27 protein-coding genes and 1 pseudogene are annotated in these 23511 nt (G+C 64.2%); 14 read left to right on the top strand and 14 right to left on the bottom strand.

Translation table 11 applies throughout. The features are described from left to right. Positions 1-37: 37 nt before the first annotated feature. The gene (locus tag E1742_RS24815; RefSeq protein ID WP_134387702.1) at positions 38-796 is read right to left on the bottom strand and encodes an RNA methyltransferase; all 759 of its coding nucleotides are present in this window, start codon (positions 794-796) and stop codon (positions 38-40) included. A 158-nt stretch (positions 797-954) separates the two neighbouring features. Between E1742_RS24815 and E1742_RS24810 the strand changes: the two genes are divergently transcribed. The 7 genes from E1742_RS24810 (at position 955) to E1742_RS24780 (ending at position 7251) form a co-directional block, all read left to right on the top strand. Beyond that, on the top strand, positions 955-1737 hold the full coding sequence (locus E1742_RS24810) for an inositol monophosphatase family protein (protein WP_134388343.1): 783 nt from the start codon (positions 955-957) through the stop codon (positions 1735-1737). Positions 1738-1914: 177 nt separating this feature from the next. Then, entirely contained in the window at positions 1915-3336 is a 1422-nt protein-coding gene (locus E1742_RS24805) for a DEAD/DEAH box helicase (protein WP_134387701.1), read from the top strand. A 280-nt stretch (positions 3337-3616) separates the two neighbouring features. Next, positions 3617-4399 carry a 2-oxo-tetronate isomerase gene (gene otnI, locus E1742_RS24800; RefSeq protein ID WP_134387700.1) on the top strand — a complete coding sequence of 261 codons (783 nt, stop codon included), beginning with the start codon at positions 3617-3619 and terminating at the stop codon, positions 4397-4399. A gap of 142 nt (positions 4400-4541) precedes the next feature. Next, positions 4542-5411 (top strand): hypothetical protein, encoded by an 870-nt coding sequence (locus E1742_RS24795; RefSeq protein ID WP_189568762.1) that lies wholly within the window; start codon positions 4542-4544, stop codon positions 5409-5411. Continuing rightward, positions 5408-5896 (top strand): hypothetical protein, encoded by a 489-nt coding sequence (locus E1742_RS24790; RefSeq protein WP_134387699.1) that lies wholly within the window; start codon positions 5408-5410, stop codon positions 5894-5896. The genes E1742_RS24795 and E1742_RS24790 overlap by 4 nt, the downstream gene beginning before the upstream one ends. After that, positions 5893-6264, top strand: a complete 372-nt coding sequence (locus tag E1742_RS24785; protein ID WP_134387698.1) for a TraR/DksA family transcriptional regulator — start codon at positions 5893-5895, stop codon at positions 6262-6264. The genes E1742_RS24790 and E1742_RS24785 overlap by 4 nt, the downstream gene beginning before the upstream one ends. Positions 6265-6345: 81 nt before the next feature. Further along, entirely contained in the window at positions 6346-7251 is a 906-nt protein-coding gene (locus tag E1742_RS24780) for a universal stress protein (protein WP_134387697.1), read from the top strand. A gap of 63 nt (positions 7252-7314) precedes the next feature. Here the strand turns inward: E1742_RS24780 and E1742_RS24775 are convergent, their stop codons facing one another. The 3 genes from E1742_RS24775 to E1742_RS24765 form a co-directional block, all read right to left on the bottom strand. After that, positions 7315-7863 (bottom strand): glycine zipper domain-containing protein, encoded by a 549-nt coding sequence (locus tag E1742_RS24775; protein WP_134387696.1) that lies wholly within the window; start codon positions 7861-7863, stop codon positions 7315-7317. A gap of 116 nt (positions 7864-7979) precedes the next feature. After that, complete coding sequence (locus E1742_RS24770) at positions 7980-8873, bottom strand: M90 family metallopeptidase (protein ID WP_134387695.1); 894 nt, start codon at positions 8871-8873, stop codon at positions 7980-7982. Between the two features lie 282 nt (positions 8874-9155). Further along, entirely contained in the window at positions 9156-9590 is a 435-nt protein-coding gene (locus E1742_RS24765; RefSeq protein ID WP_229466324.1) for a winged helix-turn-helix domain-containing protein, read from the bottom strand. Between the two features lie 877 nt (positions 9591-10467). Here E1742_RS24765 and E1742_RS24760 point away from each other — a divergent pair. Continuing rightward, entirely contained in the window at positions 10468-11499 is a 1032-nt protein-coding gene (locus tag E1742_RS24760) for an OmpA family protein (protein ID WP_134387694.1), read from the top strand. 86 nt (positions 11500-11585) lie between these two features. Then, positions 11586-12491: a YihY/virulence factor BrkB family protein gene (locus tag E1742_RS24755; RefSeq protein ID WP_134387693.1), complete on the top strand. Its 906-nt coding sequence runs from the start codon at positions 11586-11588 to the stop codon at positions 12489-12491. A gap of 109 nt (positions 12492-12600) precedes the next feature. On the opposite strand, the pseudogene E1742_RS24750 reads toward E1742_RS24755, so the two are convergent. From E1742_RS24750 to E1742_RS24740, 3 genes and pseudogenes are all read right to left on the bottom strand, one after another. Beyond that, positions 12601-13703: pseudogene (locus E1742_RS24750) on the bottom strand (AI-2E family transporter). Positions 13704-13838: 135 nt separating this feature from the next. Next, complete coding sequence (locus tag E1742_RS24745) at positions 13839-14153, bottom strand: BON domain-containing protein (protein WP_134387692.1); 315 nt, start codon at positions 14151-14153, stop codon at positions 13839-13841. Between the two features lie 60 nt (positions 14154-14213). Beyond that, on the bottom strand, positions 14214-14768 hold the full coding sequence (locus E1742_RS24740) for a hypothetical protein (protein WP_229466323.1): 555 nt from the start codon (positions 14766-14768) through the stop codon (positions 14214-14216). A gap of 193 nt (positions 14769-14961) precedes the next feature. On the opposite strand from E1742_RS24740, the gene E1742_RS24735 reads away from it, so the two are divergent. The 3 genes from E1742_RS24735 (at position 14962) to E1742_RS24725 (ending at position 16092) form a co-directional block, all read left to right on the top strand. After that, positions 14962-15408, top strand: a complete 447-nt coding sequence (locus E1742_RS24735) for an outer membrane lipoprotein (protein WP_134387691.1) — start codon at positions 14962-14964, stop codon at positions 15406-15408. 109 nt (positions 15409-15517) lie between these two features. Beyond that, entirely contained in the window at positions 15518-15670 is a 153-nt protein-coding gene (locus tag E1742_RS24730) for a DUF3309 domain-containing protein (RefSeq protein ID WP_134387690.1), read from the top strand. Between the two features lie 50 nt (positions 15671-15720). Continuing rightward, positions 15721-16092, top strand: a complete 372-nt coding sequence (locus tag E1742_RS24725; RefSeq protein WP_189568755.1) for a hypothetical protein — start codon at positions 15721-15723, stop codon at positions 16090-16092. A gap of 199 nt (positions 16093-16291) precedes the next feature. Here the strand turns inward: E1742_RS24725 and E1742_RS24720 are convergent, their stop codons facing one another. The 7 genes from E1742_RS24720 to E1742_RS24690 all read right to left on the bottom strand — a co-directional run bounded on the left by E1742_RS24720 (position 16292) and on the right by E1742_RS24690 (position 20715). Further along, complete coding sequence (locus E1742_RS24720) at positions 16292-17437, bottom strand: patatin-like phospholipase family protein (protein WP_229466320.1); 1146 nt, start codon at positions 17435-17437, stop codon at positions 16292-16294. Between the two features lie 161 nt (positions 17438-17598). After that, positions 17599-18015: a hypothetical protein gene (locus tag E1742_RS24715; protein ID WP_134387688.1), complete on the bottom strand. Its 417-nt coding sequence runs from the start codon at positions 18013-18015 to the stop codon at positions 17599-17601. Between the two features lie 10 nt (positions 18016-18025). Continuing rightward, the gene (locus tag E1742_RS24710) at positions 18026-18406 is read right to left on the bottom strand and encodes a phage holin family protein (protein ID WP_134387687.1); all 381 of its coding nucleotides are present in this window, start codon (positions 18404-18406) and stop codon (positions 18026-18028) included. A 21-nt stretch (positions 18407-18427) separates the two neighbouring features. Then, positions 18428-18730 carry an ElaB/YgaM/YqjD family protein gene (locus tag E1742_RS24705; RefSeq protein WP_134387686.1) on the bottom strand — a complete coding sequence of 101 codons (303 nt, stop codon included), beginning with the start codon at positions 18728-18730 and terminating at the stop codon, positions 18428-18430. Between the two features lie 128 nt (positions 18731-18858). Then, entirely contained in the window at positions 18859-19395 is a 537-nt protein-coding gene (locus E1742_RS24700; RefSeq protein ID WP_134387685.1) for a ferritin-like domain-containing protein, read from the bottom strand. A gap of 27 nt (positions 19396-19422) precedes the next feature. Further along, positions 19423-20325, bottom strand: coding sequence for an OmpA family protein (locus E1742_RS24695; RefSeq protein WP_229466317.1), 903 nt, complete (start codon positions 20323-20325; stop codon positions 19423-19425). Between the two features lie 12 nt (positions 20326-20337). Continuing rightward, complete coding sequence (locus tag E1742_RS24690) at positions 20338-20715, bottom strand: DUF4398 domain-containing protein (protein ID WP_134387684.1); 378 nt, start codon at positions 20713-20715, stop codon at positions 20338-20340. A gap of 202 nt (positions 20716-20917) precedes the next feature. On the opposite strand from E1742_RS24690, the gene E1742_RS24685 reads away from it, so the two are divergent. Continuing rightward, on the top strand, positions 20918-23008 hold the full coding sequence (locus E1742_RS24685) for an AsmA family protein (protein ID WP_134387683.1): 2091 nt from the start codon (positions 20918-20920) through the stop codon (positions 23006-23008). A gap of 146 nt (positions 23009-23154) precedes the next feature. Beyond that, the gene (locus tag E1742_RS24680; RefSeq protein WP_134387682.1) at positions 23155-23511 is read left to right on the top strand and encodes a BON domain-containing protein; all 357 of its coding nucleotides are present in this window, start codon (positions 23155-23157) and stop codon (positions 23509-23511) included.

Genomic DNA, 23511 nt, shown 5'->3' with positions numbered 1-23511 from the left:
TGCTTCAGATTAGAGGATAGCCTCTGAACCTCGGCGCCTACTTGCAGCGGGCCATGATCTGCCGGGCGATGCCGCGCAGGATATTGACCTCTTCCGTCTCCAGCTGCGTGCGGGCAAACAGGCGCTTCAGGCGCGGCATCAGCTTCTTCGGGTTGTCCGCGTCGAGAAAACCGACCGCGACAAGCGCCTGTTCGAGGTGCTCGTACATGCCGTCGATCTGCGCCAGGCTGGCGGCCTCGCCGTGGAAGCCGATGTCGGTCTGCGGCGCCGGCGTGCTGGCCAGGGCCGCCATGCGGCATTCGTAGACGAGCACCTGTGCGGCCTGGGCCAGGTTCAGCGACGAATAGTCGGGATTGGCGGGAATATTGATCAGCACATTACAGCGTTCGACGATCTCGTTCGGCAGGCCGAAGCGCTCGTTGCCGAGGATCAGCGCGGCATGCAGGTCGGGCGTGGCGGCCACGTGTTCGGCCAGCTCGCGCGGCGCCTGCACCGGCGGCGAGAATTCGCGCAGCCGGGCCGAGACGGCAGCGGCGTAGTTGATGCCCTCCAGCGCCTCGGCGATCGTCGGCACGATGCGGGCGCTTTGCAGCAAGTCCTGCGCACCGCTGGCGAAGGCCACCGCCTCTTCGTGCTGCGGCATGCCTTCGTAGCGCGGGCTGACCAGCACGAGGTCGGAAAATCCCATCGTTTTCATGGCACGGGCGACGGCGCCGATATTACCGGCGCGGCTGGTTTCCACCAGCACCACGCGCAGGCGGCTGAAAAGAGACGATGTGATTTCGGGCGGCTTCATTTAAAATAGCGGTTTGGCGTGACGATGGGGAGCGATTTTACCCCGTCGCGGCGCACCGCTCTTTAATTCATTCTTGTTCACATTTTCGATCCCGGCGAACGTGCCCTTGGTGCGTGCGCGGGGTCGCGCTTCCATTTGGGGAATTGCACATGCATCCAATGCTCAACACGGCCGTGAAAGCCGCCCGCCGCGGCGCCGCCGTCATCAACCGCGCATCGTTCGACCTGGACCGGGTCACTGTTACCGAAAAACAACACAACGATTTCGTGACCGATGTCGACCAGGCCGCCGAGCAGGCCATCATCGAAGTATTGCAAAAAGCCTACCCCAGCCACGCGTTCGTCTGCGAGGAATCGGGCACCACGGGCAATGTGAACGACGAGAGTGAATTCGTGTGGATCATCGATCCGCTGGACGGCACCACCAACTTCATGCACGGCTTCCCCCAGTACGCCGTGTCCATCGCGCTGCAGCAGCGCGGCGTGATCACGCTGGGCCTCGTCTACGACCCCGTCGCCAATGACCTGTTTACCGCTGAAAAAGGCGCCGGCGCGTATCTGAACGAGAAGCGTATCCGCGTCAATAAACTGGACCGTATCAGCGGCGCCCTGCTGGGCACGGGCTACAAGAACGGCAGCCCGAAGGCCCTGGACGAATATCTCAAGATGTACGCCATCACGGCCGAGCGTTCGCACGGCGTGCGTCGTGCCGGTTCCGCCGCGCTGGACCTGGCGTATGTCGCCTGTGGCCGCCTGGACGGCTACTATGAAAAAGGCCTGCAGCCATGGGACATCGCGGCCGGTTCGCTGCTGGTAACGGAAGCGGGCGGTATCGCGGGCGAATTCAACGGCGAAGCGAAGTATATGGAGAGCGGCAACATCATCGCGGCCGGTCCGCGCGTGTTCGGCCAGCTGGTCGGCCTGCTGGCGGAGTTTGCATAACAAAAGCACAATGCAGTGTGACATTGTTACAAAAAAGGGAGCGAAAGCTCCCTTTTTTATTTCCAGAGCGAAATTAGCGCGGATAATCACTGCTATACTATCTGTGCGGAAATTCCGCCCGGATGCATTCTTTTCCACCTGCCAACTGTGGCGGGGTAGATTAACGATCGAGTACCTATGTCCTTCTCTCAACTTGGCCTGTCCGACGCGATCCTGCGCGCCGTTACCGAAACGGGTTACACGACGCCGACGCCCATTCAGAGCCAGGCTGTCCCGGCTGTGCTGAACGGCGGCGACCTGCTTGCCGGCGCCCAGACCGGCACCGGCAAGACCGCCGGCTTCACGCTGCCGGTGCTGCACCGCCTGTCCACCGACGCCGTGGGCGCAAAGCTGGCGAACAACACGTCGCCGCGCGCCATTCGCGCCCTGATCCTGACGCCGACGCGCGAGCTTGCCGCGCAGGTCGAGGAAAGCGTCAAGGTCTATGGCAAATACACCAAACTGAACTCCGCCGTGATCTTTGGCGGCGTCAGCATCAACCCGCAGATCAAGCTGCTCAAGCATGGCGTCGACATCCTCGTCGCCACGCCGGGCCGTCTGCTGGACCACATGCAGCAAGGCACCGTCAACCTGGACAAGGTGGAAATCCTGATCCTGGACGAAGCGGACCGCATGCTCGACATGGGCTTTATCCGCGACATCCGCAAGGTGCTGGCCGCCCTGCCGCCGAAGCGCCAGAATCTGCTGTTCTCGGCCACGTTCTCGGACGAGATCAAGGCGCTGGCCGACGGCCTGCTGAACAACCCGGCCACGATCGAAGTGGCACGGCGCAATTCGACCGTCGAGATCATCGCGCAGAAGATCCACCCGGTCGACCGCGACAAGAAGCATCCGATGCTGTCGCACCTGATCCGCACGCACAAATGGACGCAGGTTCTCGTGTTCACCCGCACCAAGCATGGCGCCAACAAGCTGGTCGAACAGCTGGGCGCGGACGGCATTGGCGCGATGGCGATCCACGGCAACAAGAGCCAGTCGGCGCGTACCCGCGCGCTGGCCGAGTTCAAGGACGGCACGCTGCAGGTGCTGGTCGCCACCGACATCGCCGCGCGCGGCATCGACATCGACCAGCTGCCGCACGTCGTCAACTACGACCTGCCGAACGTGCCGGAAGACTACGTGCACCGCATCGGCCGCACGGGCCGCGCCGGCGCGACGGGCGAGGCGGTGTCGCTGGTCTGCGTGGACGAGCACGACATGCTGAAAGACATCGAAAAGCTCATCAAGCAGACGCTGCCGCGTGAAGTCATCCCTGGCTTCGAGCCGGACCCGACGGCACGCGCCCAGCCGATCCAGCTGCGCAGCGGTACCGGCCATCACCGCAATTCCCGTCCGGGCGGCGGCAATGGCGGCGGCGGCCGTGGCAAGCCGGCCGGCGGCAGCCAGCCCCGCGCCGCAGCCAACGGCAACGGCGGCAGCCGCGGCGGTGCCGGCAATGGCGGCCGCAGCGCCAACGGCAACGTCGCCCGCAGCGGCGGCGGCCAGCGCTCCGGCGCACCGGCCCAGGCCCGTACGGGCGGCGGCGGCCGCGGCCGCTGATCCACGAACACACCGATTACCTTCTTGATTCGTGCCTGGTTGGGCGATCGAGTTTAGCCACCGCTTGCGGTGGCTTTTTTTTGCCGGAACAGGTCCGACATTCGGACACGGGCACAGCCCCATGCCCTGGCTCAGGCCCGACATTCGAATACAGCCCGGGCCGTGGAAGTCGCATTTGTCCGAATGCCGGACCTGACCCCGCCACGGTTTGTCCGAACGCCGGACCTGACCACAAGGGACAATGCTGCTAATATTGCAACTTTCCGCCCCTAGATCCCTCATGCCCCGCTTTGCCGCCAACCTGTCCATGCTCTTTACGGAGCACAGCTTCCTCGACCGTTTTGCCGCCGCGCGCGCCGCGGGGTTCGACGCCGTCGAGTTCCTGTTTCCTTATGCCTACGAGCCGGACGAGATCGCGCGCCGGCTGGACGACAACGGCCTGCGGCTCGTGCTGCACAACCTGCCGCCGGGTGACTGGGACCGGGGCGACCGCGGCAACGCCTGCGATCCGCGCCGGATGGGCGAATTCCGCGCGGCCGCGCAGACTGCGGTGCGGTATGCCACGCGGCTGCACGTGCCGTATGTCCACTGCATGGCGGGCATCGTGCCGCGCGGCCTCGATCTGCGCCGGGCGCGCGAAGCCTACATCGTCAACCTGCAGTATGCGGCCGACCTGTTGGCACCCCACGGCATCGGCGTGACGATCGAACCCATCAACGGGCACGACACGCCGGACTACTTCCTGCAGGACAGCACCCAGGCACTCGACATCATCGCCGCCGCCGACCGGCCCAACCTGTATCTGCAATACGACATCTATCACATGCACCGGATGGGCGAGCCGGTGGCGCAGAGGTTGCGCGACAGCCTGCCGTCGATCCGCCACATCCAGATCGCCGACGCCCCGGGCCGGCACGAGCCAGGCACGGGCGAGATCGACTATCCCGGCCTGTTGGCACTGCTCGATGAGCTGGGCTACGACGGCTGGGTCGGCTGCGAATACCGTCCCCATGGCGATACGCTTGCCGGGTTGGACTGGCGCAGGGTCATACAAATACGATAATCTGACAATGCGCTGACGCCGACAACCTGGCGACGCGTCAGCCATGGCATCCGGGACGGCAGCGCATGTCCTTGCGTTGCCGCAAACGGCAGTCGTTTCGCATCCAGCAAGATACTGATATCGGTCACGAGAAAGGTTCATCATGCACGCGTCTGTTCCTGCCCCTGCCGCACCCGGCAGACTGCTGCAGCGGCTGCTGCTGTTGTGGATCATGGCCCTCCTGGCCGGCTGCGCCAGCCAGCAGCGGCTGTCGGAAGTGCGCGACTTCGCGGCCAAGGCGCCCACACTGAGCTCGTACACGGACCTGAGCCAGCGTTACCGGGACACCTGGCAGCGCGAGCAACCGTACCTGACGCCCGCCGCGGATGCGCGCGAAAAACCCATTGACGCAAAACGGCGCGACGCCTATCCCGACTTCATCGCCATCCATCACGCCGTCGTCACCTACATGCGTGCGCTCGGCGCCCTTGCCGGTGGCGAGCAGTTCGACATGCAGGACCAGATCAAGGCCACCGCGGAAGGCATCAAGGCGTGGCCGGATGCCGGCATCACGGAGCGCCACGTCAATGCCTACGCCGGCCTGGCGCGGCTGCTGGCCCGCCTCGTCGGCGGGCGCGAACAGGACCGGGCCGTGCAGACCATGCTGCGCGACGGCTACGAGCCGATGCAGGCCTCGCTCGATGCGATGAGTACCGTGTTGCGCCATTACGACAAGACGCACGACAACGAGCGTGCCATCGTCCTGGGCATGCTCGATGTGGAGACGCCATTTGCGGACAACCCGCGCGACCGCCTGCTGGCCGTGCTGGCCAAGGCGCATCGCCAGGACAAGGCAGCGGAATATCGCCTGCTGGGGCTGCGCCATACGGCAGCCGCCCGTCACGTCAACGACATTCAGATGCAGCACCAGGCGCTGGCCCGCGACTACGGCATCGCGCCGTCCACCATGCGCGTCGCAAGTCCTCCCACGCCATCCATGAACCCGCCCGCCACCGCAGGAGCCACGCCATGAGCCAGACCGCCACCTCCCCGGCCGATATCGAAGCACTGGCCGACAGCCTGTCCGCCAGTGCCAACGAGCTGCACGCCAGCATCATGCGCGCCATCCGCCGCAACGGCACGGTGGACGACGCCGGCGCCGACGCGGCGGCGCCCGTCACGCACGCCGAGGCGCAGGCACTGTTCGAACAGGAAGTGGAGCTGCGTCAGCGTGCCAACAGCCTGTATGTGGATTCGGCCCGCTATGCCGTTGCCGGGCTGGAGGTGCCGGCACAGGAGATCCTGCGGCTGGCGGCACAGGCACGCGAGACGATACGGCGTATCGACCGGGCCAAGGACATTGCCGGCATTGTCGCCGCACTGCTGGGTCTTGCCGGCGCCGTCGTCGGGCACCAGCCGAAGGACGCGGCGGCGGCGCTGGAAGACCTGAAGGACAACCTGGCGGCTTTCAAAGTCGACTCGCGAAAACCGGATCACGCGCCTACAATGAAAACATGAACGATCTCACACCGGACCGGCTGGCGGCGCTGAAGGCGTTGCTGGAGCAGCGCAAGGATGCCCTGCTCGGCCAGTTCGCGGGCCGTCCGAACAGCGAGTTCAACCGTACGCCGGCCGTGGAGGAAGTGGAAACGTCGCCTGCCGACAGCGCCAGCAACCGCACGCTGAACCAGCTGGAAGCGGAAGCGGACGAGCACCGGCTGGCCCAGCTGGCGGCGATCCGTCATGCGCTGGCCAAGTTCGACAGCGGCGACTATGGCGCCTGCGAAAGCTGTGGCGAGCCGATCGGCGTTTCGCGGCTGGACGCCCGGCCCGAAGCCGCGCTCTGCATCCAATGCCAGACCCGCGTGGAACAGGCACGGCGCTGACCCGAACGGCCGCCCACCGTTGCCCCGCACGGCACGGCAAGCAGTGCGCAGCCGCCGCGCAAGCACTCCTATAATCCGACCATGACCTACAAGACGATTCTCGTACATCTCGATGAGACGCCGCACGTCGCCGCGCGGGTGCTGATGGCGGCCGAACTGGCGCTGCAGCACGAAGCGCACGTGATCGGCGTGGCGCTGACCGGCGTGTCGCGCTTCCTGTACCAGAACGAAATGGTGGACGAGCAGGATCCGAATCTGGCCCGCCACCTCGACGTGCTGCGCGGGCGGGCCAGCCGTGCGCTCGCGGGCTTCGCGCCCCAGCTGCGCGCGCTGGGCGTGCACTCGTTCGAGGAGCGCCTGCTGGACGACGAACCCGGCGCCGGTCTGGCGCTGGTGGCGCGGCATGCGGACCTGGCCATTGTCGGCCAGGCGCTGCCGGAACAGCACGGCAGCGCCGCCAACTTCCCGGCCGAAGTGCTGACCGAATCGGGCTGCCCCGTGCTGGTAGTGCCGCACACGGCGCGGCCGCTGTCGTCGATTTCGGTCAGCACAGCCGGCGTCGCCAGCCCGGGTGCGCCCACGCCGGGGCGCGACGTGCTGGTGGCATGGAATGCCAGCAAGGAAGCGGCGCGCGCGGTGCGCGAAGCGTTGCCGCTGCTGCGGCGGGCAGACAAGGTAACGGTGGCCATCCTCGATGCCGATCTGCACCCTGTGCTCTTCGGCGAACCGCCTGGCGCGGACCTGGTGGCGTGGCTGGCGCGCCACGGCGTGACGGCGGGGGTAGCGCTGGCATCGAGTCCGCGCCAGGGTTTGCTGAAACGACCGTCCCAGGCAGGCGAGTCCCTGCTGGCGCTGGCCGCCGAGCACGGCTGCGACCTGATGGTGTTGGGGGCCTTCGGCCATTCGCGCTTTCGCGAAACGCTGCTGGGCGGCGTTACCCGTACCGTGCTCGATGCAATGACGGTACCCGTGCTGATGGCCCACTGAAAGGGCTGGCAACGTCCTTCAGGTGCGGGACATTAACGCTGACGCACCGATACAAGGCTCGCGTCAGATATATCGCGGCAGCGACAGCGGATCGAAATCGGTCCAGTCGCCGCCGGTAATCGTGCCTTCGGCCCGCTCGATGCGCTTGGCACCGAGGCTACGCATCAAGTCGACGGCGCGACCTTCGTCGCTGTCCGGCAGTGCGACGGCGATCATCATGCCCGGCGCGCGCGGCTCGGCCACGTTCTCGCCCCCCTGTTCCGCTTCGCCTTTTTCCTTCATGTGCGAAAAACTGTAGAGCGAGCCGACGTGCGCCCCGACAAGACCGCCAACGACCGGACCGGCCGGTCCCGTCAGCGGTACGGTGGCCGCACCGATGGCGGCGCCAATCGCGCCCCCCGTCGCGGCACCCTTGGCCAGGCCTTCCGGGCTATCCTTGGCGCCTGGTGACTTGTCGCGGTCGCCACCGAGCGTGTGCATCGCGTGCTGCCCGGGCTGGCTGACGTAAAAGCCGCTGATGCTGTCGTTGGAAAACCCTGCATCCAGCAGCGCCTGGCGGGCGCTGTCGACTTCGTCCTGCAACTGGAAATGTCCTGCGATGATCGTTGTCATTATTTTTCTCCGCTAGATGAACACAGCCAGCTTGCCCCGGCAGCGCATGCGCTTCCGTACGCTGACGCACATATGCCGTGCCGGCTGCGGCCACCTTCCGGCCGTTCAATGGGCCGCTACCAGTTCGCCCATGCGAACGAGCGGTTGGCCGGCAGCGTGGGCGGGGCCGGCTCGGGCAACGCCGGCGTGGGCGCATCCTGCCAGTCGCGCGGGTCGACGCGGTAGTATTTGTGCAGCTCGTCGAACAGCGCGGGATGCCGCTCGCGCAACTGCCATGGCTTGCCGAAGAACGCCTCGGTGGCAACGGCAAAGAACTCGGCGGGGCTGGTCGCACCGTAGTGGTCCAGGACGCTGTCCGGATTGCCGGTCCACGCCTCGTGGCGCAGGTGGGCGAAGTCGCGCGACAGCACGGTAGACCAGCTCCGGTAGTTTTCCTCGCTACCCAGGTAAGGCGCACCGTTGGTGGTGCCGGACTCGCTGTCCAGCTGGTGGGCGAACTCGTGCAGCGCGACGTTGTGGCCGCTGCTCCACTCGAGGGCGCCACGGGCGACGTCGTCCCACGACAGGACCACGCGGCCGTCCGTCCAGGACTCGCCCAGCATGGTCTGGCGCACGTCCGTCACGATGCCGCCGGGGCCGACGTCCTGCCGCGGTGCGGCAAAGGCGCCGGGGTACAGCAGGATCGTGTGCAGCGGACGATAAACCTTGCTGGGACGGTCCAGCAGGAGCATGCACGCCAGGCCGGCAATGGCCACGCGCATCTCGTCGGTCACCTCGAGACCGGCACAGCCGACAAACTTTTTCTGATGAAGAAATTGCGCGACAAGGCGGTGCAGCTGCTGCTGCAGCGCCGGCGTCATGCGGTCATAGACGGGAATGTACTCGCGCAGCGTCCGCACGGCAGGCGCCGAAAGGGGGCGGGCCAGGGCGCGCTTGAGCGTCCAGCGGGGATACCAGTAAGGCGTGGCGAGAGCCGCCGCCAACAGGGCGATACCGAGCAATGCGTCCATTCTGCCGTCCAAGAGTCATGTCTGACACAGATGGGGCGTGTTATTGACAATTCAACGGCGTGACAATTCAACGGTGTGACAAATTCAACGGTGTGACAAATTCAACGGCGTGACAAATTCAACGGCGTGACAAATTCAACGGCGTGACAAATTCAACGGCGTGACAAATTCAACGGCGTGACAAATTCAACGGCACGACATTGTAAAGGCTCGGCAACTGGACGGCGCTGGTGGCGGGTAAGCTACCGTTCGAGCTTACCACCACCTTCCCGGGCAGAGCTGTTACTGCTGGGCCTTTTGCAGCGACTGCGGCGCGCCGAACAGTGCGGTCACCAGCGGATCGCGCGTGACGGGACCGCGGTTGACGCGGATGGCGTAATGCGTGTCGTCCGCCAGGATATGGAAGTGACGACCGCTGCCCGCCATGCTCTGCTCGCGCAGGCTCGGACGCTCCTTGCGCGGTGGCGCGCCTTCGCGTTTAGGCTGTACGATCGCGGCCAGGAAGGCCTGCACGCGTTCCGCATCCGGCGTCAGGCGGTACACGGCCTTGCCCAGATACGTAGCGGTGCCTTCGATGTAGCGAGCCAGCTCGATCACACCGGCTTCGCGCAGGTCGCGGATGTACTTGCGGGCGCCGGACGGCGAGAATTTCAGGAACCACGCGATCTCGTCTGCCAGCATTTCGTGGTTCTGCAGTTCGCCAATCAGCTTTTGCATATTCTCAATGCGACGCAAAGTTGCCGAAGTGGAACGTACACGCTCGATCGGAGCCAGCGACAATGCCTTGCGCTCGGTGCCCGGACCCGGGCGCTCGACCAGTGCAAGACGGGCCTTGGCGGCAGGGGCGGACGCTTCACGGACGTCGTGGGCTGCCATCATATCGCTGTTCGACAGGTCGTGAGTTTCTCGGATTGCATGCATTTGAACACTCCTTCATAACGGTAGCCGAAAGACACGGAACCCTGGATGCCGTGTCACATCTAAATCTGTAGCCTCCAGATTGCCCTTATAAGGCCTTGGAGTCTGTGCGGCAACGAACACAAAATGGCTGAAACGCTATCGCTCGACTTTTATTCGGTATGCTGCCTCCCCGAACGCGAAAGGCACATCGGTCCGGCACCGTCGATATGCTCAGGCAACCCGGTTACTACAAGTCAACCGTTGTTCAATGCCGGTCGACTCCGGGCAGCGTCCGGCGTTGCACTCATCAGCCGCCACGACGGACAGCCTCGCGCGATCTTCCAACTGCTGTGCAGCCCGGACAGCGGATGAAAACTGCCGGCGTCGGTCACCATGCGCATGCGTACTGGCACGATATGTTTCAGGCAAGAAATGATCAAAAGTGCGGTAAACCCCACACATTCACAGTTGGACAGTACACTTTTGGTAGGGTTTCTGTTGTAATCACCCTACACATTTGATATAACGCAAGCATTTTGTGCGCTAGCGCACCGAAGATCGGGTCAGGTGGCCCCTACACTTGATCCAACAGCAATGCAATTGTCGCAATACAGAAAGAAGAGCAAATATCCCGGCCTCCTTTTCGCAATTGCTGTCGCAGCAAGTTAACCTATCAACGCATCAGGAGTTTTCAGTGAATAAATCTAAGAATATTGCTCTCGCCGCAGCACTGTTGTGCGCCTCGTTTGCCGCCTCGGCACAAGAAGCCAACATCAACCCGAACTGGTACGTTCAGCCAAGCGTCATGGGCCTGAAGCCGGATTCGGACTGGGCTACCGACAAGACCGGCTATGGCGCCGGCCTGAAGTTCGGTAAGGCCGTGTCCCCGAACTGGGACATCCAGATGGGCTACACCTACGGTCGTTCGCGCGAGAACGGCGCCCGCTACGAACAGCAAACGCTGGGCGTGGACGCGCTGTACATGTTCTCCCGCAAGACTTTCCGTCCGTTCGTGCTGTTCGGTATCGGTGCCGAGCGCGACAAGGAAAACCGTCGTCTGAGCCTGGCTGAACCGCACCGCACCTCCCCATACGTCAACGCCGGCCTGGGCTTCCAGTCCGTGATCAACGACCGCGTATCGTTCCAGGCCGATGTGCGCAGCGTCTACGGCTTCATCGGCAGCGATGAGTTCCGCCATGACCGTTCGAACAACGTCGTCGCCAACGTCGGCTTCAACTTCGCCTTCGGCCCATCGCCTACGGCCGCGCCGGCACCGGCGCCTGCCATGGCACCCGCCGCCGCCCCAGCACCGGCGCCGGTCGCACCGCCGCCACCGCCAGCACGTTTCGAGAAAGTGACGATGTCGGCCACCGAACTGTATGAGTTCGACAGCGCGAAACTGCGCGGCGATCAGCCGAAGCTGGACGAAATTGCCCGCGTGCTGAACGAAAACACGAGCCTGACCGGTATCACGATCACCGGCCACGCCGACCGCATCGGTTCGAAAACGTACAACCAGAAGCTGTCGGAACAGCGTGCCGCGTCCGTCAAGACCTACCTGGTCGGCAAGGGCGTCGCCGCCGACCGCCTGGAAACCCAGGGCAAGGGCGAAGACGAACCTGTCGTACAGTGCAACGACAAGAAACGTGCCGACCTGATCAAGTGCCTGGAACCGAACCGTCGCGTCGAAGTCGAGCAGATCACCATCGAACGCCGCGTGCAGTAACGGCAATGGGCAGTCGTCCTTCGGACCGGCTGCCGGAGACCATGCAAAAAGGGGCGACTGCCCCTTTTTGCTTTTAGGAGGCAATAATGAACTGGAGAAAGTTTCCCCACGTCGCCAAGAAGTTGCCCGATCTGGGTTATTGCGCCGTCATGGAATGGTTCGACCACCGCGGCAGCAGCAAGGGTGCCGCCCTCGCCTTCTATACGCTGTTCTCGCTGGCGCCGATTCTCGTGCTGGTGATAGCCATCGCAGGCTTTTTCTACGGCAAGGAGGCCGCGCAGGGCGAGTTGTTCAGCCAGCTGCGCGGGATGATGGGCGCCCAGGGGGCGGAAGCGATCCAGCTGATCCTGGCCGGTGCGCGCAATGAAGACGAAGGCCGCATCGCCACGATCATTGCCGGCGCGCTGCTGCTGTTCGGTGCGACCAGCGTGTTTGCCGAACTGAAGACGAGCCTGGACGATATCTGGCAGCTGCCGCCCGTCACCGACAACACGGTGTGGGACACGATCCGTACCCGCCTGCTGTCATTCGGCATGGTACTGGCGCTGGGCTTCCTGCTGCTGACGTCCCTTGTCATCAGCGCCGCGCTGGAAATCTTCCAGCGCTTCTGGTCGCGCTATTGGCCGGATGCCACGGTGGTGCTGACGATCGCCAACCACCTGATCAGCTTTCTCGTCATCTCGACGATGTTTGGCGTCATTTACAAGATGCTGCCGCGCATCCAGCTGAGCTGGGAAGATGTCATCATCGGCGCGCTTGGTACGGCGACCCTGTTCATGCTGGGCAAGTTCGGTATCGGCGCCTACATCGGCAACAGTGGCGTCACCAGCAGCTTCGGTGCCGCCGGCTCGACCATCGCGCTGCTGCTGTGGGTGTATTACTCGGCGCAGATCTTCTTCTTTGGCGCGGAATTTACCCGGCAGTATGCGTTGAAGCTGGGCAGCCTGAAGCATCATCCGCGCGACGAGCAGGGCAAGCTGAAGTTGAAGTAACGCGGAACGGGCGCTGCCTGGCGCCTTGCGGCGCGTCGAGGCGGAGATGCCTCGATGCAAAGGCTTGGGGCGGGCGCTGCGGGTGAGCGTCCCCGGCCCCATTTCGGGCCTATTCGCCCAGCAGTTCGGCTACCACTTCCATCCCCTCCACCCGCTCGGCCACCACCTTCACCACGACGATCACGGGCACCCCAGCAACAGCCCCCACACGCCCCACAGCCAGCCCCAGAACAGCAGGCTGACGAAGACGGCGGCGGCGTTCATCCGGGCGATGCGGCCGGTCATCCAGGTGGTGACAAAGGTACCGACCAGCGTGGCGATGCCCAGCGAGGCACCCGTGACGAGCAGCACCATCTGCAACGATTCGAACTGCAGGAAGGCAACCAGACCTGTGGCACTGGTGATCAGCAACGGTCCGAAGTACGGCATGATGTGCAGCAGTCCCGCGACGATGGCCCAGGCGCCCGCGTTTTCCAGCCCGATCGCGCGCAGGACCACCCACATCAGTACGCCCAGCAGCACGTTGGTCACGAGCAGCATGAACATATAAGCCTGGATCGACGTGTTGATGTCCTCCAGAATATGCACAGTGATCTTTTTCTTCGACAGCGACGGCCCCGTCAGCTTGACGAGCTTGCGCTTGAAGGTATCGCCCGACAGCAGCAGGAAGAACACGAGGAAGATCACCATCGTTGCCTGGCTGAGGAACCCGGCCAGGCCGCGGGCGCTGACCCACACCCAGTCCATCACGCGGATGCCGCCAGTACCGGACTCCGCCGTCGCGGGCTGCTGGCGCTTGGCCGCGCGGCGCGCCTGGCTGCCGGCCGTGGCCTGCTCCAGCTCCGTCGCCACGGCCTGGATGCGCGACAGCGTACTGGTGCTGCCGCCCGTCGTCGATGCCAGCAGCCGCGACAGTTTATGGGTGATCGTGGGCAGTTCGTCGACGATGTTTTCGAATTCGCCGTGCACCTTGTCCATCGTGACGGCCGAGCCGAACAGGATGGCAGCCGTTACCAGCGTGGCACCGAAGGCGCGCTTGATGTGCAGGCGTTCCAGCCAGGAGACAAGTGGGTTGAGGGTGTAGGCGATGAAGATGCCCAGCAGCAGCGGGACAAGGAAGTTGCGTGCCCATTGCAGGGCAAACAGAAAGGCGACCGTGGCGATAATGCCGAGGGCCAGGCCGCGTGCGTGTACATGCAGCGGCAAATGCAGCTTGCCCGCATGATCCGTACCGGCATCCGGCGAGGCGTCGAGGGGCGGCGCATCGGCCGGCGATCCGAGATGGGGCGGGCGATCCATGGTGCAGAGCCGCCGGTGCCGCCCGTGGGCAGCACCGGCCGCGCCTCCTTACTTGACGCGGATATCGTTCTTGACGGACTTCACGCCCTTGACGCCGCGAGCGATTTCGCCCGCCTTGGTGATGTCGCCTGGCTGAGCAACGAAGCCGGACAGCTGCACGGTGCCCTTGAAGGTCTCGACGTTGATTTCCGTCGTCTTCAGGGTTGGCTCGTTGAAGATGGATGCCTTGACCTTGGTGGTCAGGACTGCGTCGTCGACGTATTCGCCCGTGCCTTCTTTCGTGGACGTGCCGGCGCAGCCGACGACGGAGAACACGGTAGCGGCGGCGAACACTGCGGTAACGACTTTTTGAGCGATTTTCATGGTGAAACTCCTTCTGGTGTGGTCTAAAAAATGCCCGGGAACGAGCTTGGGTCCAGCCGGTCAGTAACCGAACCGGGTTTTAGCAGCCGAAACGCACTGCTCTTTGGGCGTGCCGGACAAGGCGTCGCACTTCTCCGCAGCGACCTTGTACTCGGCGATCCGTTTATCTTCACGCGCATTGCTGCGCGCTTCGATGACTTTCTTGTCGGCCCTGGCATCGGCCAGTGCCGCCGTACGGGTCGACTTGGCGCGCTTGATGCAGACGTCCTTGTCATTTCCCGTCAACGCTTCACAGCGGCTGTGGTCGACAGCATAGTCGGCCTCGGCAATATCCTGGCGCGCCTTTGTATAGGCACGCAGCGTATTCTTGTAGTGCGCGGTGGCATCCGCCTCGGCGCGTACCCGGGCCGCCTTGGCCTCGGCCACGCAGACGTCCTTCGGGTTGCCCGCCAGCGCGTCGCATTGCGCCCGCGCCTCCTTGTACTGTGCCTGCGCCGCATCTTTCGCGTTGCGGTACAGCGCCTTTGCCTCCGGCGACGCCGCCGCAGTGGCCATCGAGGGCAGCATACCTAATGCCGTCGCCACGATCGCCGCTGCACAGACTACAAACTTCATGCTTCCTCCGAAGTGTTAACCGATCTTTTGCTGCAATGACAACAGTGTGCAACAGTTGCGCTAACCTTTCTGTTCGCTGGCGAACATAGCTGCAGTTTTTACAACAGAAAGCTCGGCAGGCGATGGTGCGGCATCGCACAGACCCTGGCGGCAGGTATGGTTAATCTGGCATCACAACTTCCAGGAGGACACAATGAAAACCACGCAAGCACTCTCCGCTGTCATGCTCGCGGTCGCTGCGCTGACGACCGGTTGCGCAAGCACCAATAATTCCACCGGTACCGGTTACTCGACGCGGGCCGACGCGGCCACGTACGGCACGATCGAATCCATCCAGGTCGTGCGGGTCGATCCCGCCACCAGTGGCGCAGGCGCCGTTGCCGGCGGCCTCGTGGGCGCGCTGGTGGGCAACCAGATCGGCTCCGGCGGTGGCCGCACGGCCGCCACGGCGGCCGGCGCCATCGGCGGTGCACTGGTCGGGAACAAGGTCGAGGAGAACCGAAACGCTCCGCACGATATCTATCAGATCAGCGTACGCCTCGACAACGGCGACTACCGCACGGTAAATCAGGACAGTGCATATGACTTGCGCGCGGGCAGCCGTGTGCGCATGGTTGACGGTCGCGTGTATCGTTACTGAGCCGTTGCAGCGGTTTTGATTGCATCGCCACAGTATGACCGGGTCAGCCGGGATCGATCGCCGTACGTTCCCCGGGCCCAGTGCCCAATAACCACAATAAGGAGTATTCATGGGTACCATTCTTCTGATTATCCTGGTCCTCGTCCTGATCGGCGCACTGCCGACGTGGCCACACAGCCGCAGCTGGGGCTATGCGCCCAGCGGCATTGCCGGACTGATTGTCGTCGTCCTGCTGATCATGTTGTTGACAGGCAGGTTGTAACTGCAGCTGGGGCGCCAGCGGGCGCCCTTCTACTTGAGGAAGGAGTCAGCATGAACAAGACCTTGATTGGCACGCTGCTCGCCGGCGTGCTTGGGCTGGGTATGTCGACCGGCGCGGCCGCCCAGACCACGCCGGCCGCGACCGCGCAACACCAGCAACGCGAACTGGCTCGTGGCGAACCGTCGCGCTGGATGAAAGAGGACGGGACGCTCCAGGCGCAACTGGCCACGAAGAAGAAGGAAATCGGTGCCGCGCTGAACGAAGCGCTGGCCGAATGCAAGCGGGCCCAGGCCAGTGAAAGGAGCGCGTGCGTGAAGGAAGCGCGCGAGACGTACCGCAACGACATGGCGCACGCGCGCGAGCTTGTTACGGCATCGAACCAGATGGGCGGCGTGCACGAAACGACGGGACCGTCTCAATAAACCTTGAAACAACGGTGATGGGTCGGGGCGCCGCGATTGGCGCCCCAGCCAGGTCGTGCCTGCACATGGGCCGATGCCCTCGGCGGGACCGACGCGTTGTCCGTGCCTGACCAGTGGCTGCGCGCGATCCGATGCCAGGCCATCCGTATCGATGGCCTGGCCGTGGGCCGATGACCTGTGCGCCGACGGCCGCCCTTCCCTACGCCACCCGCTCGACCGGCGGCAGTTCGTGTACGACCAGCGGCGTGTCCTCCGTCACGAACCGCAGCCAGCCCGCCGCACCGATCGCGCGCAAAGCATCCCGGTAGCCCTGATCCCAGCGCCATTCGATCGAGCCTTTCGAAAAGTTGATGTCCTTCATGGCCATCTGCCAGTCGCGCCCCGCATACGGCAGCCGCACGACGTGCAACGTGCTGCCACAGCCCAGAGCATCGAGCTCGCGTGCGCCCTGCGCGCTTTTCTCCCGATCCGGCAGCGCCGCATACAGCTCGCGCAGCTTGTGCTGGAGGCGCCGCGTGTTGACGTAGTCCTCCAGGTGCCGGCGCGAGCGCGACGCGAACGTCACGTCCTTCTGCCGCGTCTGCACTTCTTCCAGCGTACGCGGCTCCGGCCCCTCCGCACTCCACAGATCCACCATGAAGCACAGCGTGTCCACCTGCGAGCGGTCGTCCAGCACGGTTTCCAGCGGTGTGTTCGAATACAGGCCGCCATCCCAGTACAGCTCGCCATTGATGCGCACGGGCGCAAAGCCCGGCGGCAGCGCGCCGCTGGCACGAATGTGATCGGCGCAGATGTGACCGTCCCGGCTGTCGAAACTGACCAGCGAGCCGCAGCGCACCCTGAGCGCGTTGACGGTCAGACGCATGCCTTCGGGGCTGTTCAGGTAATCGAAATCGACCAGTCGTTCCAGCGTGTCCGTCAACCCGGCCGTGTCGTAGAAACTCGCTTCCTCGGGCGGCACGGGCAGGCCGGCAGCGAACATGCCGAGCGGACGCGGTTTGAAGAAGCCGGGCACGCCGCGCCACAGCGTATCGAGCGTGGACAGCCAGATGTTGGCGCGGCGCCCATCGTCCGACAGCCGCACGGGATCGAGAACATCGCGGTGGGCGACGCCATCCCAGAACTCGCGCAGGCGGCGCAATCGGTCGGCCTGGCGATTACCCGCCAACAGCGCGGCATTGATGGCGCCGATCGAGGTGCCGACCACCCAATCCGGCGACAAACCGTGCTCGTGCAGCGCGTGATAGACCCCCGCCTGGTAGGCGCCCAGCGCACCTCCGCCCTGCAGTACCAGGACGATGCGCAGGCCGGCCGGGTTGAGTCGATTGATGGAAGCTTCCGCCACAACGTCACCTCGCAAGAATTGCCAGGCGCCGGCCTGGCGGGAAATGCATTGTAGCGCGCATTGCCGCCAGTCTGGATCCGACACCAGCGGCGCGGCTCGGGCGGCGAGCAAAAAAAAACGCCGCAAACGCGGCGTTCTTGCTGCGGCCCCGGCCGGGGCCATCAGTAGTTGACGGTTACCTTCTGCTTGCGACGGTAGTACCAGCCCGCGACTGCGGCCGCCACCGTACCCAGCGCCAGCGCCGGCTTCGTCAGGCGCCGCTTCGAGATGAAGGATGCCACCGTGATCGCCACCGGCATCAGCGCCTTGTAGTTGACGTTGCCGAGGATGCTCCCGAGGCCACTGCCACCGCCACCGCCACCGCCGGACGGGATCCGCGCCGCCAGCAGGCCCGCGAAGCGTGCCTGAACGGCCGCGATGCCCATGTCCATGGCACCGTGCAGCAGCACCTCCGGGTGGAGGGCATGCGCCACATGATGCTTGGACTGCAGCACGCCGAGCCGGTGCAGCTCGCCTTCCCTGATCAGCCTGGCCTTGGCGGACGCATAGTCCACCGTGATTTCGTGTTTGTCGCTCATCGCAATCCTTTCACAGCAACGCGTCGCGGTCGGCCTTCAGCTCGGCCATTGTGGCGGTCAGCGCCAGTTTGCCTTGCAGAATCAGCTTCTTGATCGACATGATCAGGACCACGGCCACGATGGCGAAGACGACCGCCAGAATCAGCAGGATCTTCCAGCCCAGCGCTTCCCACACGAGGTAGATCAGCGTGGCAGTGCCGAAGGCAATGGCAAACCAGGCTGCCAGTACCGCCAGTGCGAACAGCACCGCCAGCTGGACCAGGTGATTGCGCATTTCCGACAGCTCCAGCGCGGCCAGTTCGACCCGCGACAGGACGAGCCGCAGACTGTTTTTAGCGACCCCGGCCAACGAGCCGATGAGGCCGGGGGAATGCGGCTCGGAGTGTTCCATGTCGTCTCCAGCCACGGGTTATTATTTGCGGCCCACGATGACGCCGACCAGCAGGCCCACGCCAGCTGCGACGGCGACGGAGCGCCATGGATTGTCCTTGACGTAGGCATCCGTCGTGGCGGCGGCAGCCTTGCTCGACTCGACAGCCTTGACCTGGGCTTCCTGGGCTATTGCCAGCGCCGTGTCCAGCGCGCGCATGCCGCGGCCGCGCAGTTCTTCCGCTTTTTCGCCCGTCAGCGCGGTGGCCGCGGTGAACAGGGCCTGGGCGTCCTTGACCAGAGTTTTCACGTCGTTGTTGACGGTACTGATGTTATTTTCCAGCATGATGATGCTCCTTTATTGGCAGTATTGAAGGACCCGCGGCGCGCCGGCGGCTCCCTGAAGTGAAAACCGAAGTAAAACTCTACAGCGTAGGAGCGGATCGTGCAAATTCGATCACGCTCCCGCGCCGCTCATTCCAGCAGATCGCGCATGTCGTCCGCGTGCTCTTCCTCTTCGGCCATGATCTTCACCAGCAGCTGCGTGGTGACGGGGTCGGTATCGCCGATCCGTTCGATCATCTGGCGGTAGGCTTCGATTGCCACGCGCTCGGCGATGAGGTTGGAGCGCACCATCGACTGCACTTCCATCGATTCATCATACTCGGCGTGGCTGCGTGCCGCCAAGGTGGCCGGGTTGAAGTCGGGCTCGCCGTTCAGCTGGACGATGCGTTCGGCCAGCCAGTCGGCATGCTTTTCTTCCTCGCCGGCATGCTCCAGGAACTCCGCCTTGATGCCGGAATTGGCCCGGCCACTGACGGTGTAGTAGTGGCGCTTGTAGCGGTTGATGCAAACCAGTTCGGTCGCCAGCGCGTCGTTCAGCATTTTCAGCACGGCTTCGCGGTCGCCCTTGTAGCCTGCCGTCACCGGACCGTCCGCCATATTCTGCGCGGCGGCCCGGATGGCCGCGGTATCGATGCCGCTGGCCTGGGTAGGGGTGTTATCGGACATGATCTTCCTTAGTGGTGCTTGATGAGTTTAGCGGCGCGCCTGGATCGGCTTGCCCGCTTCGGACAGCACGATTTCCACGCGGCGGTTCAGCTGACGGTCGCCTGCCGTGTTGTTGCCGGCGACCGGATAGGCCTCGCCGTAGCCGCGCGTTTCAACGCGGTTGCGTTCGACACCCATCTGCGCCAGCGCGGCACGGACAGCCTCGGCACGACGCTGCGACAGCTCCAGGTTGTGGGCCGTCGAACCGGTGCTGTCGGTGAAGCCTTCCACCAGCACGGTGCGGTCCGGATTCTCGCGCAGGATATTGGCCAGCTTCTGCACGGTCGACATGCCGCCGGACGTCAGGACCGCCTGGTCGGTATTGAACAGCACGTCGCCCAGTGTCACGACCATGCCGCGTTCGGTCTGCTTGGCCTGCAGTTCGGCCAGCTGGGCTGCCAGAGCCTGGGTCTGGGCCTGGGCATCGCGCGTGGCGGCCGTGGCCTGCTCGGCGCGGGCCTTGGCTGCTTCGGCGTCGCGCTGCGCCTGTTCGGCGTTGCGGCGTGCCGCTTCGGCTTCGGCGGTGCGGGCCTGCAGGCGCACGCGTTCCTGCTCCTGCTTCGAACTGGACAGGCTGGACTCGGCCAGCCTGGTGCGGGCCACTTCCTGTGCGGTGGCAATCTTGGTTTTCGCCAGGCTGGCCAGCTGATCGACCTTCGACAGGTCTTCGCGGTTGGCGGCAGCGGTGTTGGCGGCGTTCAGCGCTTCCGTGGCGGCCTTGAATTCATTCGGCGCATGTTGCGCCACGGCGCCATTCTGCGCAGCCGTGTAATCGCTGCGGGCCTGGTCCAGCGTGCTCGTCGTGACGGGCGTGGAGCTGCAGGCGGACACGGCCAGGACCAGCGACAGCATCAATGGCGTGACGGTCTTTTGCGTGAAGGTTTTTTTCATCGGATCCTCCCTTTATTTGTTGGCGCTGTTGGCGCGATCGAGTTCCTCGCGCAGCACACGGACGTTTTCCTGCACCGCGTCGGCGGCGCTGGTGGCCTTGGCCGACGTGGCCTTGCTTTGTGCCAGCTTCGCTTCGGCCTGGGCCTGCGTGGCCAGCTCGGACGCCAGCTTGTAGTCGCGCTCCTTCAGCGCCTGGTTGGCCCGGGCGAACTTCTCGCGGGCAGACGTCAGCTCGGCAGGCGCCAGCTCGGCGGCGCCGGCCTGGGCTGCATTCTCGACAGCAGCCTGGGACACGGCGACATCGGCGGTGGCTGGCGCCTTCTGGCTGGCGCATGCGGACAGCAGTAACGCGGAAGCAAACAGGGCAGGCAGGGTAAGACGAGGGCTCATTCTTTTTCTCCTCAAAAGTTAAACGTCGTGATGTAGTTGTAGTTATAGCCGAAAGTACAACACAGCATCAGTACGCTGGCGCACATATGGCAACAAGCATCGGCGCCTTGCACACATGCCTTCTTACGGTGCGGAACCGCACATTGCTGCAGATAGTCATCGTGTATGTTGGAAGTGGAACTCAAAACATAAAGGCTCTGCCATGACAATGCCTCGCCGTACCAAGATCGCGCTGGCCGTGGGCGGCACCGTGATCGCCATCCCCGCCATCGCGCTCGTCATTCTCCTGAACTACGATTGGAACAAGGCGCGCCCCTGGCTCAACGAGAAAGCCAGCGAAGCCATCGAGCGCCCGTTCGCCATCCGCGGCGACCTCTCGCTGTCGTGGGAAAAACAGCCCCGCCACAAGCAGGACCGTTCCTGGCACGACTGGATACCGTGGCCGCACCTGGTAGCGCGCGATGTCCATTTGGGCAATCCACCGGAAATGGTGGGTGCCACCGCCAGCGCGAAGGACCCCGTGCCGGCCGACATGGCCAATGTGGATGCGGTCTCGTTCTCGCTCAATCCGTTCGCCCTGCTGCACAAGACCATCTCCATCCCCGAACTGGCGTTCCAGTCGCCCAGCGTGTACCTGCGCCGCACGGCCGACAACCAAAACAACTGGACGTTCGAAAAGAAGGAAAAGAAATCGAAGTGGCGGCTGGACCTGGACCGCATCGTGTTCAGCAAGGGCAGCATCCGCTTTGTCGATGCCATCGAGGACATCGACGCCACCGCTCACGTCGATACGCTCGACAACGATCCGAAATACGGCGTCGGCTGGAAGCTGTCCGGCAGCTGGAACGATGCGCCCATCCGCGGCGACGGCAAGACCGGCGCCGTGCTGTCGCTGCAGGACGCCAGCATCCCCTTCCCCATCCTGGCCGATGCAAAGATCGGCCTGGTATCGGTGCGCGCGGAAGGCACGCTGACGAACCCGGCCAGGCTGGCCGGCATCGACATGAACCTGAAGATCTCGGGCGCCAGCATGGCGCAGCTGTACGCCATCACTGGCCTCGTGCTGCCGGAAACACCGCCGTTCTCCACGCACGGCCGGCTGGTGGGCGAGCTGGCGAAAGGCAACAGCAAGTGGACCTACCAGGACTTCGTCGGCAAGGTGGGATCGAGCGACATCAGCGGCAAGCTGGCCTACCAGCAGAAGAAACCGCGCGGCCACATGACGGGCAATGTGCATTCGAAGCTGCTGCAGTTCGCCGACCTCGGCCCGCTGATCGGCGCCGACTCGAACGAGAAGAAGAAGGAACGGGGCGTCGACTCGACACAGCCTGCCGACAAGGTGCTGCCGGTCGAGAAGTTCCGCACGGAGCGCTGGACCAGTATCGATGCGGATGTCAGCTTCAAGGCCGACCGTATCACGCGCACGGCGCAGCTGCCGATCAGTAACCTGTACACGGAGTTCCACCTGAACGACGGCGTGCTGAAACTGACGCCGCTGAACTTCGATTTCGCCGGCGGCAGCATGGCGTCGACCATCAAGCTCGACGGCAGCGGCAAGCAGGTCAAGGACGCCATCGCCGCCAACCTCGACGTCACGGGCCGCCACATCAAGATCAAGGAACTGTTCCCGAACATCAGCCAGATCCAGCAGGCCACGGTGGGCGAGATCAACGCCCAGGCCAGGCTGTCGGCCACGGGGAATTCCGTCGCTACGCTGCTGGGCTCGTCGAACGGCGAAGTCAAGACGACCGTCAGCGAAGGCACCATCAGCAAGATGCTGCTGGAGATGATGGGCCTGAACGTGGGCAGCATCGTCGTCACCAAGCTGCTCGGCGACAAGCCCGTGCAGATGAACTGCCTGGCCGGCGACTTCGCCGTGACCAACGGCATTGCGCAGACCCGTTCGTTCGTCATCGATACAACCGATGCGACCGTCAACATCAACGGCGCCGTCAGCCTGGCCGAAGAGAAAATGGACCTGACCCTGAAGCCGGACAGCAAGGGTCTGCGGATCGTGTCGCTGCGCTCGCCGATCTATGTGCGCGGCAGCTTCAAGAAACCGGACGTCGCCATCGACAAGGCCGCGCTGGCCATGCGCGCCGGCGGCGCGATCGCGCTGGCGGCGCTGGCCACGCCGGTCGCGGCCGTCATTCCGCTGATCCATGGCGGTGGCGGCGGCGTGGACTGCGGCAAGCTGCTGGCGCAAACGGCGGCCAAGCCTTCCGCACCGCCGCCAGGCAAGAAACTGCCCGCGTCGAAAAGAGCCACGCCGGAACAGGTCAACGGCAAATAGAGGTTGCCGAAATCGTAAGAATAGTAACAGCGCGTTACTGGGTGCGGTGCCGAACAGATCGGTTTGTATGATGCCCATAACCTGATAACAACCGCGCAGGGCTCGAACCCTGCGCCCTTTCCCGAGTCACAGAACAAGGAGCGCCCATGAAAAACCTGACTTCCCTTCCGACCATCCTGTCCGGCCTGGTGCTGGCCTCACTGGTCGCCTGCGCATCGACCGATGTGTCACCCACCTCGCCGGGCTCGGTACCGGCTGTGCCCGGCTCCACCGCGGCCGTCAGCGATACCGCGCTGACCAACAGCGTGCTGGCCGGTCTGGCGCAACAGAAAGGCATCAACCCGGCCGAGATCGCCGTTGAGAGCTACGACGGCGAGGTACGCCTGTCCGGGTTCGCCGCCAGCCAGCAGGAGATCGACACCGCCGTCGCCGCCGCCCGCAGCGTGGCCGGCGTGAAAGTCGTGCGCAACGACATGAAGCTGAAGGAACCCGCACAGCAGTAA

It is taken from the genome of Pseudoduganella plicata, from assembly GCF_004421005.1.
GTDB lineage: Bacteria > Pseudomonadota > Gammaproteobacteria > Burkholderiales > Burkholderiaceae_D > Rugamonas > Rugamonas plicata.
Note: the sequence above shows the minus strand (reverse complement) of the source record. Positions and strands in the feature narration are given on the sequence as shown.

Coding starts and splice junctions, on each gene's coding strand:
- E1742_RS24815 (WP_134387702.1), bottom strand. CDS start 796: ATGAAGCCGCCCGAAATCACATCGTCTCTTTTCAGCCGCCTGCGCGTG.
- E1742_RS24810 (WP_134388343.1), top strand. CDS start 955: ATGCTCAACACGGCCGTGAAAGCCGCCCGCCGCGGCGCCGCCGTCATC.
- E1742_RS24805 (WP_134387701.1), top strand. CDS start 1,915: ATGTCCTTCTCTCAACTTGGCCTGTCCGACGCGATCCTGCGCGCCGTT.
- otnI (WP_134387700.1), top strand. CDS start 3,617: ATGCCCCGCTTTGCCGCCAACCTGTCCATGCTCTTTACGGAGCACAGC.
- E1742_RS24795 (WP_189568762.1), top strand. CDS start 4,542: ATGCACGCGTCTGTTCCTGCCCCTGCCGCACCCGGCAGACTGCTGCAG.
- E1742_RS24790 (WP_134387699.1), top strand. CDS start 5,408: ATGAGCCAGACCGCCACCTCCCCGGCCGATATCGAAGCACTGGCCGAC.
- E1742_RS24785 (WP_134387698.1), top strand. CDS start 5,893: ATGAACGATCTCACACCGGACCGGCTGGCGGCGCTGAAGGCGTTGCTG.
- E1742_RS24780 (WP_134387697.1), top strand. CDS start 6,346: ATGACCTACAAGACGATTCTCGTACATCTCGATGAGACGCCGCACGTC.
- E1742_RS24775 (WP_134387696.1), bottom strand. CDS start 7,863: ATGACAACGATCATCGCAGGACATTTCCAGTTGCAGGACGAAGTCGAC.
- E1742_RS24770 (WP_134387695.1), bottom strand. CDS start 8,873: ATGGACGCATTGCTCGGTATCGCCCTGTTGGCGGCGGCTCTCGCCACG.
- E1742_RS24765 (WP_229466324.1), bottom strand. CDS start 9,590: ATGCAAAAGCTGATTGGCGAACTGCAGAACCACGAAATGCTGGCAGAC.
- E1742_RS24755 (WP_134387693.1), top strand. CDS start 11,586: ATGAACTGGAGAAAGTTTCCCCACGTCGCCAAGAAGTTGCCCGATCTG.
- E1742_RS24745 (WP_134387692.1), bottom strand. CDS start 14,153: ATGAAAATCGCTCAAAAAGTCGTTACCGCAGTGTTCGCCGCCGCTACC.
- E1742_RS24740 (WP_229466323.1), bottom strand. CDS start 14,768: ATGAAGTTTGTAGTCTGTGCAGCGGCGATCGTGGCGACGGCATTAGGT.
- E1742_RS24735 (WP_134387691.1), top strand. CDS start 14,962: ATGAAAACCACGCAAGCACTCTCCGCTGTCATGCTCGCGGTCGCTGCG.
- E1742_RS24730 (WP_134387690.1), top strand. CDS start 15,518: ATGGGTACCATTCTTCTGATTATCCTGGTCCTCGTCCTGATCGGCGCA.
- E1742_RS24725 (WP_189568755.1), top strand. CDS start 15,721: ATGAACAAGACCTTGATTGGCACGCTGCTCGCCGGCGTGCTTGGGCTG.
- E1742_RS24715 (WP_134387688.1), bottom strand. CDS start 18,015: ATGAGCGACAAACACGAAATCACGGTGGACTATGCGTCCGCCAAGGCC.
- E1742_RS24710 (WP_134387687.1), bottom strand. CDS start 18,406: ATGGAACACTCCGAGCCGCATTCCCCCGGCCTCATCGGCTCGTTGGCC.
- E1742_RS24705 (WP_134387686.1), bottom strand. CDS start 18,730: ATGCTGGAAAATAACATCAGTACCGTCAACAACGACGTGAAAACTCTG.
- E1742_RS24700 (WP_134387685.1), bottom strand. CDS start 19,395: ATGTCCGATAACACCCCTACCCAGGCCAGCGGCATCGATACCGCGGCC.
- E1742_RS24695 (WP_229466317.1), bottom strand. CDS start 20,325: ATGAAAAAAACCTTCACGCAAAAGACCGTCACGCCATTGATGCTGTCG.
- E1742_RS24690 (WP_134387684.1), bottom strand. CDS start 20,715: ATGAGCCCTCGTCTTACCCTGCCTGCCCTGTTTGCTTCCGCGTTACTG.
- E1742_RS24685 (WP_134387683.1), top strand. CDS start 20,918: ATGACAATGCCTCGCCGTACCAAGATCGCGCTGGCCGTGGGCGGCACC.
- E1742_RS24680 (WP_134387682.1), top strand. CDS start 23,155: ATGAAAAACCTGACTTCCCTTCCGACCATCCTGTCCGGCCTGGTGCTG.